The following is a 15,378-nucleotide window of genomic DNA, read 5'->3' as shown; positions in this document are numbered from 1 at the left end:
GGCATTGCGCTAGGAGCTCCTGATGATCGATGTCGCCACGCTGGTCGAGCAGGCCCGGGAGGGCCGGCCGCGGGCGGTCGCCCGGCTGATCACGCTGGTCGAGAACGCCGCGCCGCAGCTGCGGGAGGCGATGGCCGCGCTCGCGCCGTACACCGGGCGGGCGTACACGGTGGGCCTGACCGGCTCGCCCGGGGTCGGCAAGTCCACCTCCACCTCGGCCCTGGTCTCCGCCTACCGGCGGCTCGGCAAGCGGGTCGGGGTGCTGGCCGTCGACCCGTCCTCGCCGTTCTCCGGCGGCGCGCTGCTGGGCGACCGGGTCCGGATGCAGGACCACGCCACCGACCCCGAGGTGTTCATCCGCTCGATGGCCACCCGCGGCCACCTCGGCGGGCTCTCCTGGGCGGCGCCGCAGGCCCTGCGGGTGCTGGACGCGGCCGGCTGCGACGTGATCCTGGTCGAGACGGTCGGGGTGGGCCAGTCCGAGGTCGAGGTCGCCGCCCAGGCCGACACCACCGTGGTGCTGCTGGCCCCCGGGATGGGCGACGGCATCCAGGCCGCCAAGGCCGGGATCCTGGAGATCGGCGACGTCTTCGTGGTCAACAAGGCCGACCGGGACGGCGCCGACGCCACCGCGCGGGAGCTCAACCACATGCTGGGCCTCGGCGAGGCCCGGGAGCCGGGGGACTGGCGGCCGCCGATCGTCAAGACCGTCGCGGCCCGCGGCGAGGGCGTGGACGAGGTGGTCGAGGCGCTGGAGAAGCACCGCGCCTGGCTGGAGGAGCACGGCGAACTGGCCGCGCGCCGCCGCCGCCGGGCCGCCGAGGAGATCGAGGCGATCGCGCTGGCCGAACTGCGCGCCCGGATCGGCGACCTGCGCGGCGACCGCCACCTGGCCGCCCTGGCCGACCGCGTGGCCGAGGGCGCCCTGGACCCGTACGGCGCAGCCGACGAGCTGGTCGCGGGGCTCACTGCGAGCTGAGCGCGCGAACGGCAGGCCCGGTGGGGCGGTCCGCCCCGTCGCGATCGGGATCGCGGCGGGGCGGTCGTCGTGCGCGCGGGTGCTACGGCTTGCCGCGCAGGCCGCGGAGGTGTTCGGCGATGGGGGCGAGGGCCTGGTACATGTCGTCGAGCTGCTCCTGGCTGAAGCGGTCGATGAAGTGGGCCCGGACGCTGCGCACGTGGTCCGGGGCGACCCGCTGCATGGTCTCCCAGCCCTGCTCGGTGAGGTGGGCGTAGAGGCCGCGGCGGTCGCCCGGGCAGTCCTGGCGCAGGACCAGGCCGGCGTTCTCCATCCGGGTGATCTGGTGGGAGAGGCGGCTCTTCGACTGGAGGGTGGCGGTCGCGAGGTCGGTCATCCGCATCCGGTGCTCCGGGGCCTCGGAGAGCACGACCAGGATCTCGTAGTCGTTGATCGCGAGGTTGTGCGGCTGGAGTTCGCGGCTGAGCTGGTACTCCAGGAGCTTGGCGACCTCCAGATGGGCGCGCCACATCCGCTGCTCCCTGGCGGTCAGCCAGGGAGTCTCCTCCTCGGGCTGCGACGGAGGGGTGTCCGCAGTGTCGATCGTGTGCGATTCCATGGCCACTAGCATAGCCGATTTAGTTCAATCTTGTACAAGTTTACAGGCCGAAACGTCGGCCGAGGTCGCCCAGGTTACCGAGGCCCGGCAGGTTGGGATTCCCGCCGCCGTGCGCGGCCGGCTGGGTCGGAACGCCGCCGACCGGCACTCCCGCCTCGGCCCCGACCTGCCCGACCGACCGCTCCGCCATCAGCTTCTCGCTCGACTGCAGCAGCACCTGCCCGGCGCCGATGAACTCGAACTGGTGCTCCTCGCCGGAGGCGCCGCCGATGCCGGTCAGCCGGCGCAGGCCGCCGATCAGCCCGTGCATGTAGTCGTGGTCGTAGTGGTGGCACGGCGCCGGGCAGTCCGCCCAGCCGACCAACGCCTGCGGGTCCACCCGGATCGGCGGCTCGACGAAGTGCACCGGGCCGTTGGAGGCGGCGACGAAGCGGCCGGTGCCGATCAGTGTCAGGAAGCCCGGGATGATCGACTGCTTGAGCCGCAGCGTCGGGTCGAAGGCCAGCAGGTTGCCGGAGCGGACGGTCAGGTTGCCGTCGTCCAGATCGTAGGAGTTGAGGTCGAACGCCCGGTCGGCCAGCACCAGCTTGCCGCGGCCCTCGGCGACCACCCAGTCCGCCGCGTGCATCGGCGAGTTGAAGTGCTGCCCGAGCAGCCGGTCGACGGCCCCGGCGCCGACGCCCTTGAAGGTGATGTCGCCGTAGTAGGCGACCATCTTGCCCTTCTGCAGGAAGTACGAGCCGTTCAGCTCGACCGAGAAGGCGTACGGGTTGACGTTGTCGCCGGCCGGCAGGCTGTGGGCGTCCCACACCACCGGCCCGGTGCCGCCGTGGCCGGTCGGCAGCGGGGCCACCGGTCCGCCGAACTGCTCCTGGGCGTACGGCTGTTGCTGCGCGTACGGCTGCTGGTGGGGCGGCGGGGGCGGGTAGCCCCCGGGCGGGGGCGGCGGGTAGCCCTGCCCCGGCTGCGGGCCGTAGTTCGGCGGGGGCGGCGGGACGGCGAAGCCGGGCTGGGTCGGCTGGTCGTGCGGCGAGCCGTACGGGGGCTGCGGCGGGTAGGACATCAGAGCTTCTCCTCGCTCGCCTGGACGTACACCGCGCCCTGCCCGGACAGTTCCAGCTGGAACGCCTCGCCCGAGCCGCGGCCGATCATGTCGCGCCAACCCAGCGCCGTGGACAGCTTGTTGCGCACGTCGCCGCGGTGCGCCACGTAGGCCTGCGGGTCGACGTGCACCGACTGGCCGGGGCCGATCGGCAGCTCGAAGACGCCGCCGTGGGCCATCACCGCGACCGAGCCCTGGCCCTCCAGCTTGGTGGTGAACAGGCCCTGCCCGGTGACCTGGCCGCGGACCATGCCCATCACCCCGCCCTGCGAGCCCATGAACATGGTGGACTGCCGCAGCGTGCCCTCGAAGGCGAGCAGCCGGTCCGCCTCGACGTACAGGGTGTCGCCGAACAGGTCGATCACGTGGACGTGGTGGCCGCCGTGGCCGAACATCACCCGGCCCTGGCCCTCGACGGTCATCAGCGGGGTGTCCTCGTTGGCCACCCGGCGGCCGATCATCGACATCACCCCGCCCTGCCCGCCGGTGATGTTCGGGGTGAAGCGGACGTCGCCGCTGTACGCGAGCATCGCGCCGCGCTGGCTGAACAGCCGCTGGCCGGGCACCACCTGGGCCTCGACCATCTTGCCGTTGATCTTCGTGAAGCCCATCAGACGTCGCCCCCGACCGTGACCTTCTCGGACGGCTGGACGTACACCAGGCCCTCGCCGGTGAACTCGATCTGGACGGCCTCGCCGCCGCCCTCGCCGATGAACGTGGTCCAGCCCGCGCCCGACTTCAGGCTGCGCTGCAGGGTGCCGGTGTGCGCCACGTACGCGCCCGGGTCCACCCGCAGCGGCATGCTCTTGTCGACCCGCAGGATGACGGCCGGGCCGTTGGAGGTGACGGCCGCCCAGCCGTGGCCCTCCACCTTGGTGGTGAACAGGCCGTTGCCGGAGGACATGCCGTTCAGCCCGGTGAAGCTGGTGCCGGTGTGCAGGGTGGCCTCGGTGCAGAGCAGATTGTCCGACTCGACGTACAGCGTCTCGCCGTTCAGCCGGACCAGATTGATCTCGGTGGCCTTGTCGGCGAAGTAGCAGGTGCCCTGCCCCTTCACCTCCATGACCGTCATCTTCTCGCCGGTCAGCCGGCGGGTGACCATGCCGCGCAGGCCGTCCCCGCCGCCGGTCAGCTTCTTGAAGGCCATCTGCCCGGTGTAGGCGACCATCGAACCGTGTCGCGCCTTGACGGCGTCCCCGCCCAACTCGACGGCGAGCACGCGTGATCCCTGGAGTCTGAACTGTGCCACGGCCGCAATCTAGCCGCTGCGGACGTGGCTGGGGGAGAGCGCGCGGGCCAACTGGTACCAGCCTGCGACAAACGCGCCGGCCGGCACGGCGCGCGCGCCCCCGGTCAGGCCCGGGCGTGCGCCCCGTGCCCGGGGCGCGGAACGGTGCCGGCCGCCTGCTCGACCTCCAGCAGCGAGGCCGAGTGGCGCTCCGCCTCGAAGGCGACCACGCCGCCGCGCAGCCCGAACAGCCGCTTGGAGAGCATGATCCAGAGCACCGCCGCGATGTTCAGCACCAGGGTGCAGATCTTCAGCGCGCTGACGTGGTGGCTCAGCTCGTAGCCCTCCAGCGGGAGGAAGGCCGCGGTGGCGACCACCGTCAGGTACTCGGCCCAGCGCTTGTTCAGCCAGAGGCCGACCGCCTCGACGATCTCGACCACCGCGTAGGCGACCAGTGCGCCCGCGACGATCAGCAGGGTGCTCTTCTTGAAGTCGAAGGTCTTGCGGATCGTCTCCACGATCGGGGCGTGTTCGAGGTCCCAGTGGAAGTGGTCGGTGACCGGCCGGAAGACCGTGAGGTTCTCGTCGAACACCCGGTGCACCGCGTCCTGGCTGTTGGAGAACTTCCACACGGCCCAGGCGATCACGATGATCAGCAGTCCGCGCAGTACCCGCTCGACGGCCAGGAAGCGCAGGATGAACAGGTCCCGCAGCGCCTTGCCGCGCGGCACCAGCGGCGCGTCCTCGGCCGGGCCGGAGCCGTGCGGGGCGCCCAGCGCGAAGTCGCCGCAGCGCAGGCAGCGCCAGGCGTCGCCGAGGGCGGTCGAGGCGTGCAGCCGGGAGGCGAGTTCGGGCTCCGTCGGCGCGTAGGTGATGTGCCCGCGCTTGGCGCAGGTCCTGCGGTCCCAGTCGCGCTTGAACATGTGGTGGCACCCCCGTGTGCGTTGCGTCGCGCGTCCGGATCGGTGGGCGCGCGGGCAGCAGGATAGGGGTTCCCGGGGACGGGCGGTCGTGCTCGGTGGCGTTCCGGCACAGAGCTGTGACAGGCGGCCGGAGCGTTGTGCGATCGGCGCGGTGGCCGCCTCCGGCCGGAGCGTTGTGCGACTGGCGCGGTGGCCACCCCCGGCCGGAGCACTGTGAGATCGGGCACGGTGGCCACCCCCGGCCGGGAGGCCGCACGTCCGCTCGGCGATAATGGCCGAATGCTTGTGAGTCGCTTCACAAGCGCGCCCGCGCCGCCCACCCCCGTATCGAGGTATCCATCGTGAACAGCAGCGCCGTCCACCGCCTGCGCCTGGTCTCCGGCCCCGAAGGGGTCTCCTTCATCCTGCTGCTGATCTGCTCGGTGCTGAAGCGGACCACCTCGTTCGACGCCGTCCCGGTGATGGGCATGGTCCACGGCATCCTGTTCATCCTGTACGTGGTCTTCTGGATCCAGGCCTGGCAGACGCAGAAGTGGGACGCCAAGCGCGGCGTCCTGCTGTTCGTGCTCGCGGTGCTGCCCACCGGCGGCTTCTTCGCCGAGCGGATGCTGGCCAAGGAGGAGCGGGGCGAGCCGAAGCCCGCCACCGCCTGATCCCGACCCCCTCGTGGACGGTCGACAGGCTGCCACGGCCTCCTCTCCCAAAGGGCCGCGGCAGCCTGTCGCCGTTTCTTACCGGGGATGGCTAGTTGACGCTCACCGCGCTCCAGGCCGCCGCGACCGTGTTGTACTCGGTGCTGGTCGCGCCGTACAGGTCGGACGCCGCCTTCAGGGTCGCGGTGCGGGCCGCCTTGTAGTTGGTGGTGGAGGTCATGTAGACGGTCAGCGCGCGGTACCAGATCGCGGCCGCCTTGGTACGGCCGATGCCGGTCACCGTCGAGCCGTTGGAGGTCGGGCTGTTGTAGCTGACCCCGTTGATGACCTTCGCGCCGCTGCCCTCGGACAGCAGGTAGAAGAAGTGGTTGGCGACACCGGACGAGTAGTGGACGTCCTTGTTGCCGACGGTGGAGGACCAGTAGTCGGCCGAGGCGCCGTCCTTGGACGGCTTGTCCATGTACCGCAGCGGGGTGCCGTTGCCGTTGATGTTGAGCTTCTCGCCGATCAGGTAGTCACCCGGGTCGACGGACAGGTTGGCGGACCACTCGACCATGGTGCCGAAGATGTCCGAGGTGGCCTCGTTGAGGCCGCCGGACTCACCCGAGTAGATCAGGCCGGCGGTGGCGGAGGTGACGCCGTGGCTCATCTCGTGGCCGGAGACGTCGATCGCGGTCAGCGGGTGGGTGTTGCCGGAGCCGTCGCCGTACGTCATGCAGAAGCAGGAGTCGTCCCAGAACGCGTTGACGTAGTTGGTGCTGTAGTGGACCCGGCTCGCGGCGCCGACGCCGTTGTTCTTGATGCCGTTGCGGCCGAAGGTGTTCTTGTAGTAGTCCCAGGTGGCCGCCGCGCCGAACTGGGCGTCCACGCCGGCGGACTCGCGGTTGGACGGCAGGCCGTTGCCGAAGCTGTTGGTGGTGTTGGCGAAGAGCGTTCCGCTGCCCGAGGTGCCGCCCTTGAGGTCGGTGGTGGACTGGTTGCCCCGGGAGGCGTCCTTGAGCTGGTAGCTCGTGCCGCTCTGGGTGGTGGTCAGCGTGACGGTGCCGACGTTGACGCCCTTGCCGGTGCCGGTGGCGGTCTGCACCTTCTCGTCGGTGGCGAGCACCCGGCCGGTGGCGGCGTCGGTGATCACCTCCTGGCGGCTCGGGGTGCCGTCCGCGCGCTGGCCCTGGACCACCGTGCGGTGGGCCAGCCGCGGGCTGCCGTCGGCGGCCCAGACGACCAGCTCGGGCGCGCCGGCGCCGTCGACCCGGCTGAGCGCCGCCCCGTCCGCGTCGGCGGCGATGCCGACGGTCGCCCGCACCGCGGCGGTGGCCGCCTCGGCGGCTTGGGGTGCGGCGAGGCCCGGGGTCAGGCTGGGCACCGACAGCTGCCCGGCGAAGGCCCGGTCGACGGACTTCACCGAGCCGTCGGCCTTCTGGTGGACGACCAGGTCGCCGCCGATCACCGGCAGGCCCGCGAAGGTCCGGTCGTACCGCAGGTGCCGGGTGCCGTCCTGGTCGACCACCACGTCCTTGGGCACCAGCTGCTCCTGGCCGCCGAGGGCGAGGGCCCGGGCGACCGGGGCGCTCTGCCCGGAGGCCAGCGCGAGCAGCGCGGACTGCTGCTGCGCCGGCGAGGGGGCGGCGGCCTGGGCGGGGGCGGCGGCGATCTGGATGACGCCGGCCAGCAGGGCGGTGGCGGAGAGTACGGCTCCGACAGTCAGCTTTCGCTTCACGTACGGGGTTCCTTCCACGAGACCCGCGGGTGCGTGCGGGTGCGCCGCGTACCGGGGCGCCGGGGTTGGCACCTTGGGGGCGGTAGGGCGCGGACGTGCCGGTCCCGCGCGGTTCCTGACGCTCCGCCGGAAGTGGGTGGGGCGGCGACGCGTCGGACGGGACTTGGTCAGAAGCATGACAATCGTTGGCAGGGATGGACAGGCGTGTTCGGGGATTGGCCAGGAATCGCCAGCCCCGGTACGGATGGTTCGGTTGCCGCCCGCTGCCCGGTTTGGGTGGTTCGTCCCCCTGGCGGGACTCCGCCAGCCGGACGGCCTTGACAGCGGTCCGCCCCTGCCCGTCCGCCCCGCCCGTCGGCCCCGCCCGTCGGCCCCGCCCGTCCGCCCCGGCCGTCCGGAACGGGCGGGCGCCCGGGCCCTCCGGCAGGAGGACCCGGGCGCCCGATGCGCCTGCGCGGTGCGTCAGTTGACGTTGACGCCGCTCCAGGTCGCGGCGACGGCGTTGTACTCGGCGCTGGTCGCGCCGTACAGGTCGGCGGCGGCCTTCAGGGTGCCGGTGCGGGCGCCCGCGTAGTTGGTGGTGGAGGTGAAGTAGGTGGTCAGAGCGCGGTACCAGATGGCCGCGGCCTTGTCCCGGCCGATGCCGGCGAGGGTCGAGCCGTTGGAGGTCGGGCTGTTGTAGCTGACGCCGTTGACGGTCTTGGCGCCGCTGCCCTCGGCGAGCAGGTAGAAGAAGTGGTTGGCGACGCCCGAGGAGTAGTGGACGTCCTTGCTGCCGACGGTGGAGGACCAGTAGTCGGCCGAGGCGCCGTCCTTGGAGGGCTTGTCCATGTAGCGCAGCGGGGTGCCGTCGCCGTTGATGTTGATCTGCTCGCCGATGAGGTAGTCCGGCTTGTCGGCGGGCAGGTTGGCGTACCACTCGACCATGGTGCCGAAGATGTCCGAGGTGGCCTCGTTGAGGCCGCCGGACTCACCGGAGTAGTTGAGGTTGGCGGTGGCCGAGGTGACGCCGTGGCTCATCTCGTGGCCGGCCACGTCCAGCGCGGTCAGCGGGTGGGTGTTGCTCGTGCCGTCGCCGTACGTCATGCAGAAGCAGGAGTCGTCCCAGAACGCGTTCACGTAGTTGGAGCCGTAGTGGACCCGGCTCGCGGCGCCGACGCCGTTGTTCTTGATGCCGTTGCGGCCGTAGGTGTTCTTGTAGAAGTCCCAGGTCGCCGCCGCGCCGTACTGGGCGTCCACCGCGGCGGACTCCGCGTTGGAGGCCAGGCCGTTGCCGAAGCTGTTGGTGGTGTTGGCGACCAGCGTGCCGGAGCCGGAGGTCTTGCCCTTCAGGGTGTAGGTCGCCTGCCCGCCGCGGGTGGCGTCCTTCAGCTGGTAGGAGCTGCCGCTCTGGGTGGTGGTCAGCGGGACGGTGCCGACGAAGACGCCCTTGCCGGTGCCGGCGGCGGTCCGCACCTGCTCGTGGCTGGAGAGCACCTCGCCGCTCGCCGCGTCGGTGACCAGCAGCTGGCGGCTCGGGGTGCCGTCGGCGCGCTCGCCCTCGACGGTGGTGCGGTACGCCAGGCGCGGGTTGCCGTCGGTGGCCCACACGACCAGTTCGGCCTTGCCGGTCTGGTGGACGGCGGTCAGCGGGGACTCGTCCTCGTCGGCGGCGATGCCGACGGTGGACTGCACGGCGCCGGTCGCCTGGGCGGCGGCCTGGTCGGCCGGGATCTGCGGGGCGAGGCTCGGCAGGGCGATGGTCGCGCCGGTGGCCTTGTCCACGGAGGTGGTCGTGCCGTCGGCCTTCTGGTGCACCACCAGGTCGCCGCCCAGGACGGGGAGGCCGGCGAAGGTGCGCTCGTAGCGGAGGTGGCGGGTGCCGTCGGCGTCCACCAGCGCGTCCTTGACCACCAGTTGCTCCTGGCCGCCCAGGGCCAGGGCGTGCGCGACCTTGCCGGCCTGCCCGTTGGCGAGGGCCAGCAGGTCGGCGCGCTGCGCGGCGGAGGAGTGCGGGGCGGGGTCCGCGACGGCCACGGTGCTCACCTGGACGACACCGGTGAGCAGGGCGGTGGCGGAGAGTACGGCGACTGCGGCGAGCTTTCGCTTCACGAACGAGTCCTTCCGGGAAACCGCGAGCGGACGCGGTCGCGCCGCGCTCCGGGGGCCGGGATCGGCACCTGCGGGGCGGAACGGGCGCTGACGTGCGGGTCCCGTGCGGTCGGGGCGGCTGCGCCACCGGTGGGTGGGGGTGGTGGCTACCGAACGGGGTTGGCCGAAAGCATGACAATCAAGCAATTCAAATGACAGGTCTCGCTCATGAATTGGCCAAGTCCCGCCAGGGCGAAGAATTGTGAACGGACGGACAAAGGGGGCGGATCGCCCGTTCCCGCAATGGGTTACCGTCCGAACCGACGCCTGCCGGCGGGGGCGGCGGACCGATCGGAGGCCAACCCCGATGCGTCGGGGGGCGGGTGCCGTGCGTTCACACCGGCGCAATGTCCTGGTATGGACCTGGCCGTCCCATTGGCGGGTTCCCGCCACGTGCTGCGCTTGTCCACCATCAGGGACGCCTGGTAACGCGCGCCCCGTCCGCCGGTACGGTAAGGAGGTGGCCAAGCCCCTCGCTCTCGACTTCGACCCGATCGCCCGCGCCGACGAGTTGTGGACCCGCCGCTGGGGCGGAGTCCCCTCGATGGCGGCGATCACCTCGATCATGCGCGCCCACCAGATCCTGCTCTCCCGGGTGGACGCGGTGCTCAAGCCGTACGGGCTGACCTTCGCCCGCTACGAGGCGCTGGTGCTGCTGACCTTCAGCCGGACCGGCGAGCTCTCGCTCTCCAAGATCGGCGAGCGGCTCATGGTCCACCCGACCAGCGTCACCAACACCGTCGACCGCCTGGAGCGGGCCGGCCTGGTCGCCCGCCGCCCCAACCCGCTGGACGGCCGCGGGGTGCTGGCCACGATCACCCGGCGCGGCCGCGAGGTGGTCGAGGAGGCGACCCGGGAGCTGATGGCGATGGAGTTCGGGCTGGAGGGGTACGGCGCCGAGCAGTGCCGGGAGGTCTTCGACCTGCTCCGGCCGCTGAGGGTGGCCGCCGGCGACTTCATCGAGTCCGACGAGGGGGCTGGGAAGGGGAGCGCGTGAAGGCGGCTACCCTCGTGTGAGCGGTGCGCGGATCCGGGCGTACCGGCCGATACTGCCGAGCGAGTCGAGGAAGATCATGAAGGCGACCCCCCTGCTGGGCTGGTACCGGGCCCTGGCCGTCGCGACCGGTGTGGCACTGCTGGTGTTCTGCGGCTTCATGGTCGCGAAGTACGGCTTCGACGCCGCCCAGGACGCGACCACGTACGTCGCGATGCTGCACGGCTACCTCTACATCGGGTACTTCGTGGTGACCTTCATGCTCGGGCAGAAGCTGAAGTGGCCGATGGGCCGGCTGGTGCTCACCCTGGCCGCGGGCTGCATCCCCTTCCTCTCCTTCGTCTTCGAGCGCAAGGTGGCCCGCGAGGCCGCCGGGAAGCTCCCGGCGGCCGACGGCGCCCGCCAGCCGGCCGGGGTCTGATCCCGACCGTCCGCGCGTTCCGAGAGCGCCCCTTCCCCGGCCACGGGGGAGGGGCGCTCCGGCGTTCCCGGGCCTCCCGGGCCCCGGAGGCTTCCCGGCCGTCCGAGTGGTTTCCGGATGCCTTCCGGGTGCTTTTCGGTGCTTTTCGGGCCGCGCGGGCGATCATCCATCGACAAGTACTAGGACGTCCGAGTAAATTGTTAGGACGTCCTACTAGCTTGCCGCCCGTCGCAGTGGCGGCCGTACGGAGCGGAGTTCGGGGTCATGGACGCCGAGGAGATCGAGCGCGGCCGGCAGCGCTGGCAGCAGCGCTACGACAAGGCCCGCAAGCGCGACGCGGACTTCACCACCCTCTCCGGCGACGAGGTCGAGCCGGTCTACGGCCCGCCCGCCGGGCAGGCCTACGAGGGGTTCGAGCGGATCGGGTGGCCGGGCGAGTACCCGTACACCCGCGGTCTGCACCCGACCGGTTACCGGGGCCGCACCTGGACCATCCGCCAGTTCGCCGGTTTCGGCAACGCGCAGCAGACCAACGAGCGCTATCGGATGATCCTGGACGCGGGCGGCGGCGGCCTCTCGGTCGCCTTCGACATGCCCACCCTGATGGGCTACGACTCGGACGACCCGAAGTCGCTCGGCGAGGTCGGCCACTGCGGTGTGGCCATCGACTCGGCCGCCGACATGGAGGTGCTGTTCGACGGCATCCCGCTCGGCGAGGTCACCACCTCGATGACGATCAGCGGCCCGGCCGTGCCGATCTTCTGCATGTACCTGGTCGCCGCCGAGCGCCAGGGCGTGGACCCGGCGGTGCTCAACGGCACCCTCCAGACGGACATCTTCAAGGAGTACATCGCGCAGAAGGAGTGGCTCTTCGCCCCCGAGCCGCACCTGCGCCTGATCGGCGACCTGATGGCCTACTGCGCCGAGGGCATCCCCGCGTACAAGCCGCTGTCGGTCTCCGGCTACCACATCCGCGAGGCCGGGGCGACGGCCGCGCAGGAGCTGGCGTACACCCTGGCGGACGGCTTCGGCTACGTCGAGCTGGGCCTGTCCCGCGGCCTGGACGTGGACGTCTTCGCGCCCGGCCTGTCCTTCTTCTTCGACGCGCACGTGGACTTCTTCGAGGAGATCGCCAAGTTCCGCGCCGCGCGCCGGATCTGGGCCCGCTGGATGCGCGAGCGCTTCGGCGCCAAGACCGACAAGGCGCAGTGGCTGCGCTTCCACACCCAGACCGCCGGCGTCTCGCTCACCGCGCAGCAGCCGTACAACAACGTGGTCCGCACCGCCGTCGAGGCGCTGGCCGCGGTGCTCGGCGGCACCAACTCGCTGCACACCAACGCCCTGGACGAGACCCTGGCGCTGCCCTCCGAGCAGGCCGCCGAGATCGCCCTGCGCACCCAGCAGGTGCTGATGGAGGAGACCGGCGTCGCCAACGTGGCCGACCCGCTGGGCGGTTCCTGGTACGTCGAGGCGCTGACCGACCGGATCGAGGAGCAGGCCGAGGCGATCTTCCAGCGGATCCTGGACAAGGGCCGCGAGGACCACGAGATCGGCCCGATCACCTCCGGCATCCTGCGCGGCATCGAGGAGGGCTGGTTCACCGGGGAGATCGCCGAGGCGGCCTTCCAGTACCAGCAGTCGGTGGAGAAGGGCGACAAGCGCGTGGTCGGCGTCAACTGCCACCCGCGCAGCGTCACCCCGGAGCTGGAGATCCTGCGGGTCAGCCACGAGGTGGAGCGCGAGCAGGTCCGGGTGCTGCGGGAGCGCAAGGCGGCCCGGGACGAGGCGGCCGTGCGGGCCGGGCTGGACGCCATGCTGGCGGCGGCGCGCTCGGGCGAGTCGATGATCCCGCCGATGCTGGACGCGGTGCGCGCCGAGGCGACGCTGGGCGAGATCTGCAACGCGCTGCGCCAGGAGTGGGGGACGTACCAGGAGAACGCGGCCTTCTGAGGGCCCCGGCGGTGGCCTTCCGAGGCTGCGGCCGACGAGCGGCCGCCCGTACGGAACCCCGTACGGGCGGCCGCGCCGTGCCCGGGCGTCCTCAGCAGGTGGTGAGCGGCCCGAGCAGCAGGTCGGTGAAGCGGCGGGTCCACTCCGGGGTGATCGGCTCGCCGCTGACCAGGACGCGGTGCTCGACGGCGCCCGCGATGGTGTCGAAGATGATGTCGACCTCCTCGCGGGCCGTCGCGCTGTCGGTGTCCCCGTCCAGCTCGCCGCGCGCCTGGGCGGCCGCCCGGCCCTGGCGGACCAGCCGCTTCTGCGGGTCCACGATGGACTCGCGGATCCGGCACCGCAGTTGCCGGTCGCGGGTGCCCTCGGCGAACAGCGCGAGCAGCGCGGTCTGGGTCTCCGGGCGGGCCAGCAGGTCGGCGAACTGGGCGACCACGGCCTCGATGTCGGCCCGCAGGCTGCCGAGGTCGGGCATCACCAGCTCGTCGAAGAGGCTGGCGACGGCGTCCACCACGAGCTCGTTCTTGGACGGCCAGCGGCGGTAGAGGGTGGTCTTGGCGACCCCGGCGCGGCTCGCGACGTGGCCCATGGTCAGTCCGCCCCAGCCGAGTTCGGCCAGTGCCTCGCGGGTGGCGTCGAGGATGGCGAGGTCGGCGGCGGCGCTGCGCGGGCGGCCCTTGGCCCGGGCGGTGCCCGCCGTTTCGGGGGCCCGGCCGGCCGGGTCGGGCCGCACCCGGCCCGTGCTCTCCGTGCTCTCCGTGCGGTCCGGGGTCGCTGGGGGCTGGGCGGCCGGCACCGGGCCTCCTTGCGCTTTACTGGTAAGTAACTTGGGTGGGGCTGGTAACGGTAGCGACTGTTCGCCCGTTCGGGCAGCGGGGCGGCCCGGGAAAGTGGGGCAGCTCACGTCCCCGAACCGCCGGTGGGGCTTGCGGGCGGGGCACCGCCTCCAGTTACGCTACGACTCGTAGCGAAAGCAGTGACAACCAGGCGCCGCGTCCCGTGGGACGGGAGCGGCGCGGGCGCGGGTGGGGATCCGCGCCGAACGGTCCAGGCTACCGGGGGACGGGCGCGACGCCGGGGAACCAGCACCGCGCGCCCCGCGCGGGGCGACTTTCCGGAGGTTGGTGCCCGCGAGCAGCGCGGACGGGGGAGGATGGTGCCATGCAGCCACGGAATTCGCGTCTCAACAGCTCCGCCCTGCGCGGCGCGGTCGACCTCGCCGCAGTGAAGGCGGCCGGCGAAGCCGCCCAGAAGGCCGAGCAGGCCAGGGCCGAGCGGGCCCGCCAGGCCGCCGCCGCCGAGTCGGGCGGAGCCGCCCCGGCCCCGTCCGCCTACCAGCTCGTCATCGACGTCACCGAGGACACCTTCGAGACCGAGGTCGTCCAGCGTTCCACCGAGGTGCCGGTCGTCATCGACTTCTGGGCCGAGTGGTGCGGGCCCTGCAAGCAACTGAGCCCGGTCCTGGAGGGCCTGGTCGAGGAGTACGCCGGCCGCTTCGTGCTCGCCAAGATCGATGTGGACGCCAACCCGCTGCTCTCCCAGCAGTTCGGCATCCAGGGCATCCCGGCCGTGATGGCCGTGGTGGCCGGCCAGCTGGTGCCGCTGTTCCAGGGCGCGGAGAGCGCCGCCAACATCCGCAAGATCCTGGACCAGCTGATCCTGGTCGCCGAGCAGCGCTTCGGCGTGGCCGGCGTGGCCGGTGGTGCGGCCGCCCCGGGCGAGGCCGGGGCCGCCGCCCCGCAGCGCCCCGAGGATCCGGCGCTGTCCGCCGCCCACGAGGCGCTGGACGCCGGAGACCTGGGCGGCGCCATCCGGGCGTACAAGAACGTGCTGGCCGAGCAGCCGGGCAACACCGAGGCCAAGCTGGGCCTGGCCCAGGCCGAGCTGCTGAAGCGGATCGAGGGTCTGGACCTCCAGGCCGTCCGGGCGGCGGCCGCGGCCGACCCGAAGGACGTCGAGGCCCAGCTCAAGGCGGCCGACCTGGACCTGGTCGGCGGTCACGTCGAGGACGCCTTCGGGCGTCTGGTGACCACCGTCGGGCGGACGGCCGGCGAGGACCGGGACGCCGCCCGGCTGCGCCTGCTGGAGCTGTTCGAGGTGATCGGCCCGGAGGACCCGCGGGTCGTCGCGGCCCGTACGGCGCTGGCGCGCGTGCTGTTCTGACGCCGGTTCAGGCCGGGCCCGGGTCCGTTCGGTGCCCGGCCGGGGCGCGGCGTCTGGCACGGCGGATGACCTGCGGTGTCGCCTGGTGATTTGGCGACAATCCGGTCAACCGGACAGAGGTTTACCAAATCTTGATTTCACCCGCGGATGGTCACCATGTGTGACCATCCGCGGGTGTTTCGCTTCTGTTTCCGGTGGATTCAGCCGTCACGATTCCTTCAAGGCGTCACGCAGGGTGCAACTGGGGCCGATCCCATGATCAACTCCACCTGATGTTGCATTACCCGTCAGTAAGGAACCTCTTGTGCTTCGCCCGGGATTCAAGCACGATCGGCCACGCCCGGTCCCAGACTCCACACCCGCCGACCCGGTCGGCCACGCGGAGCGCGGGATCCCCACCGGGTGATCCGCCGGCCCCGGCCGGCGGGAGGGAGGGCAGGGGGGTATCCGCGGTCCCACGGCGGTTCCTGTCCTTCGACCGGCCGCGCGGCCCTGCGCGGTCGCTGGTTGTCGCTCGGGG

At 71.9% G+C, this 15,378-nt stretch carries 14 protein-coding genes; 6 read left to right on the top strand and 8 right to left on the bottom strand.

The annotated features are described in order from the left end of the window. Nucleotides 1-22: 22 nt before the first annotated feature. On the top strand, nucleotides 23-979 hold the full coding sequence (gene meaB / locus ACWDBE_RS07215; protein ID WP_449791711.1) for a methylmalonyl Co-A mutase-associated GTPase MeaB: 957 nt from the start codon (nucleotides 23-25) through the stop codon (nucleotides 977-979). A gap of 82 nt (nucleotides 980-1,061) precedes the next feature. Here the strand turns inward: meaB and ACWDBE_RS07210 are convergent, their stop codons facing one another. The 5 genes from ACWDBE_RS07210 to ACWDBE_RS07190 form a co-directional block, all read right to left on the bottom strand. Then, nucleotides 1,062-1,577 (bottom strand): MarR family winged helix-turn-helix transcriptional regulator, encoded by a 516-nt coding sequence (locus tag ACWDBE_RS07210; protein ID WP_392873037.1) that lies wholly within the window; start codon nucleotides 1,575-1,577, stop codon nucleotides 1,062-1,064. A gap of 40 nt (nucleotides 1,578-1,617) precedes the next feature. Further along, a complete protein-coding gene (locus ACWDBE_RS07205) occupies nucleotides 1,618-2,430 on the bottom strand; it encodes an AIM24 family protein (protein ID WP_392874198.1) in 813 nt (270 codons plus the stop codon). Nucleotides 2,431-2,639: 209 nt separating this feature from the next. Next, nucleotides 2,640-3,290 carry an AIM24 family protein gene (locus tag ACWDBE_RS07200; protein ID WP_392873034.1) on the bottom strand — a complete coding sequence of 217 codons (651 nt, stop codon included), beginning with the start codon at nucleotides 3,288-3,290 and terminating at the stop codon, nucleotides 2,640-2,642. Further along, nucleotides 3,290-3,928, bottom strand: coding sequence for an AIM24 family protein (locus tag ACWDBE_RS07195; RefSeq protein ID WP_402401147.1), 639 nt, complete (start codon nucleotides 3,926-3,928; stop codon nucleotides 3,290-3,292). The genes ACWDBE_RS07200 and ACWDBE_RS07195 overlap by 1 nt, the downstream gene beginning before the upstream one ends. Nucleotides 3,929-4,032: 104 nt before the next feature. Next, nucleotides 4,033-4,830, bottom strand: coding sequence for a DUF2127 domain-containing protein (locus ACWDBE_RS07190; protein WP_449791712.1), 798 nt, complete (start codon nucleotides 4,828-4,830; stop codon nucleotides 4,033-4,035). Between the two features lie 341 nt (nucleotides 4,831-5,171). Between ACWDBE_RS07190 and ACWDBE_RS07185 the strand changes: the two genes are divergently transcribed. Then, nucleotides 5,172-5,483: a DUF3817 domain-containing protein gene (locus ACWDBE_RS07185; protein WP_449791713.1), complete on the top strand. Its 312-nt coding sequence runs from the start codon at nucleotides 5,172-5,174 to the stop codon at nucleotides 5,481-5,483. Between the two features lie 91 nt (nucleotides 5,484-5,574). On the opposite strand, the gene ACWDBE_RS07180 is transcribed toward ACWDBE_RS07185, so the two are convergent. Both ACWDBE_RS07180 and ACWDBE_RS07175 read right to left on the bottom strand, forming a co-directional pair. Then, nucleotides 5,575-7,200 carry a M4 family metallopeptidase gene (locus ACWDBE_RS07180; RefSeq protein WP_449807442.1) on the bottom strand — a complete coding sequence of 542 codons (1,626 nt, stop codon included), beginning with the start codon at nucleotides 7,198-7,200 and terminating at the stop codon, nucleotides 5,575-5,577. 462 nt (nucleotides 7,201-7,662) lie between these two features. Further along, a complete protein-coding gene (locus ACWDBE_RS07175; RefSeq protein ID WP_449791715.1) occupies nucleotides 7,663-9,291 on the bottom strand; it encodes a M4 family metallopeptidase in 1,629 nt (542 codons plus the stop codon). Between the two features lie 499 nt (nucleotides 9,292-9,790). On the opposite strand from ACWDBE_RS07175, the gene ACWDBE_RS07170 reads away from it, so the two are divergent. From ACWDBE_RS07170 to ACWDBE_RS07160, 3 genes are all read left to right on the top strand, one after another. Next, nucleotides 9,791-10,327 (top strand): MarR family winged helix-turn-helix transcriptional regulator, encoded by a 537-nt coding sequence (locus tag ACWDBE_RS07170; RefSeq protein WP_449791716.1) that lies wholly within the window; start codon nucleotides 9,791-9,793, stop codon nucleotides 10,325-10,327. A gap of 76 nt (nucleotides 10,328-10,403) precedes the next feature. Continuing rightward, nucleotides 10,404-10,745, top strand: coding sequence for a DUF3817 domain-containing protein (locus tag ACWDBE_RS07165; RefSeq protein ID WP_449807441.1), 342 nt, complete (start codon nucleotides 10,404-10,406; stop codon nucleotides 10,743-10,745). Between the two features lie 264 nt (nucleotides 10,746-11,009). Further along, the gene (locus ACWDBE_RS07160) at nucleotides 11,010-12,695 is read left to right on the top strand and encodes an acyl-CoA mutase large subunit family protein (RefSeq protein WP_449807440.1); all 1,686 of its coding nucleotides are present in this window, start codon (nucleotides 11,010-11,012) and stop codon (nucleotides 12,693-12,695) included. A gap of 91 nt (nucleotides 12,696-12,786) precedes the next feature. On the opposite strand, the gene ACWDBE_RS07155 is transcribed toward ACWDBE_RS07160, so the two are convergent. Beyond that, on the bottom strand, nucleotides 12,787-13,428 hold the full coding sequence (locus ACWDBE_RS07155) for a TetR/AcrR family transcriptional regulator (protein WP_449807552.1): 642 nt from the start codon (nucleotides 13,426-13,428) through the stop codon (nucleotides 12,787-12,789). A 428-nt stretch (nucleotides 13,429-13,856) separates the two neighbouring features. Between ACWDBE_RS07155 and ACWDBE_RS07150 the strand changes: the two genes are divergently transcribed. Continuing rightward, nucleotides 13,857-14,858 (top strand): tetratricopeptide repeat protein, encoded by a 1,002-nt coding sequence (locus ACWDBE_RS07150; RefSeq protein ID WP_449807439.1) that lies wholly within the window; start codon nucleotides 13,857-13,859, stop codon nucleotides 14,856-14,858. Nucleotides 14,859-15,378: the final 520 nt, after the last annotated feature.

The sequence above is a fragment of the Kitasatospora sp. NPDC001132 genome, assembly GCF_053598415.1.
Note: the sequence above shows the minus strand (reverse complement) of the source record. Positions and strands in the feature narration are given on the sequence as shown.

Excerpts from the sequence above, each read along its gene's own strand:
- meaB (WP_449791711.1), top strand. The coding sequence starts at position 23 with ATGATCGATGTCGCCACGCTGGTCGAGCAGGCCCGGGAGGGCCGGCCG.
- ACWDBE_RS07210 (WP_392873037.1), bottom strand. The coding sequence starts at position 1,577 with ATGGAATCGCACACGATCGACACTGCGGACACCCCTCCGTCGCAGCCC.
- ACWDBE_RS07200 (WP_392873034.1), bottom strand. The coding sequence starts at position 3,290 with ATGGGCTTCACGAAGATCAACGGCAAGATGGTCGAGGCCCAGGTGGTG.
- ACWDBE_RS07190 (WP_449791712.1), bottom strand. The coding sequence starts at position 4,830 with ATGTTCAAGCGCGACTGGGACCGCAGGACCTGCGCCAAGCGCGGGCAC.
- ACWDBE_RS07165 (WP_449807441.1), top strand. The coding sequence starts at position 10,404 with ATGAAGGCGACCCCCCTGCTGGGCTGGTACCGGGCCCTGGCCGTCGCG.
- ACWDBE_RS07160 (WP_449807440.1), top strand. The coding sequence starts at position 11,010 with ATGGACGCCGAGGAGATCGAGCGCGGCCGGCAGCGCTGGCAGCAGCGC.
- ACWDBE_RS07150 (WP_449807439.1), top strand. The coding sequence starts at position 13,857 with ATGCAGCCACGGAATTCGCGTCTCAACAGCTCCGCCCTGCGCGGCGCG.